A 435-nucleotide genomic window follows, 5' to 3' on the forward strand; every position below is an offset into this window, starting at 1 on the left:
ATCATGATCGGCGGCCGCCACCTCATCAACATCGTCCTCGGCGTCGCCCTGGTGGTGCTGATCGTGCTTCTGGTCACCACCGAGTCCAAGCTCGTCTTCTGGCTGATCGTCGCCGCCTCGCTGGTGCTCGGCGTGCTGTTGATCATCCCGATCGGCGGCGCCGACATGCCGGTCGTGGTGTCGATGCTGAATTCCTATTCGGGCTGGGCGGCGGCAGCGCTTGGCTTCACCCTCGGCAACCTGGCGCTGATCATCACCGGCGCGCTCGTCGGCTCGTCCGGCGCGATCCTGTCCTACATCATGTGCAAGGGCATGAACCGGAGCTTCATCTCGGTCATCCTCGGCGGCTTCGGCGGCGAGACGGCCGCAGCAAGCGACGACGGCATCGAGCGCACCGTCAAGCAAGGCTCGGCCGACGACGCCGCCTATCTGATG

1 protein-coding gene is annotated in these 435 nt (G+C 65.5%); it reads left to right on the forward strand.

Annotation, left to right across the window (positions count from 1 at the left end; translation table 11 throughout):
* Positions 1 to 435: NAD(P)(+) transhydrogenase (Re/Si-specific) subunit beta (locus tag EOA27_RS39960; RefSeq protein ID WP_145970970.1), on the forward strand; the 435-nt coding region annotated here is incomplete at both ends.

The organism is Mesorhizobium sp. M2A.F.Ca.ET.037.01.1.1 (assembly GCF_003998075.1).
GTDB lineage: Bacteria > Pseudomonadota > Alphaproteobacteria > Rhizobiales > Rhizobiaceae > Mesorhizobium.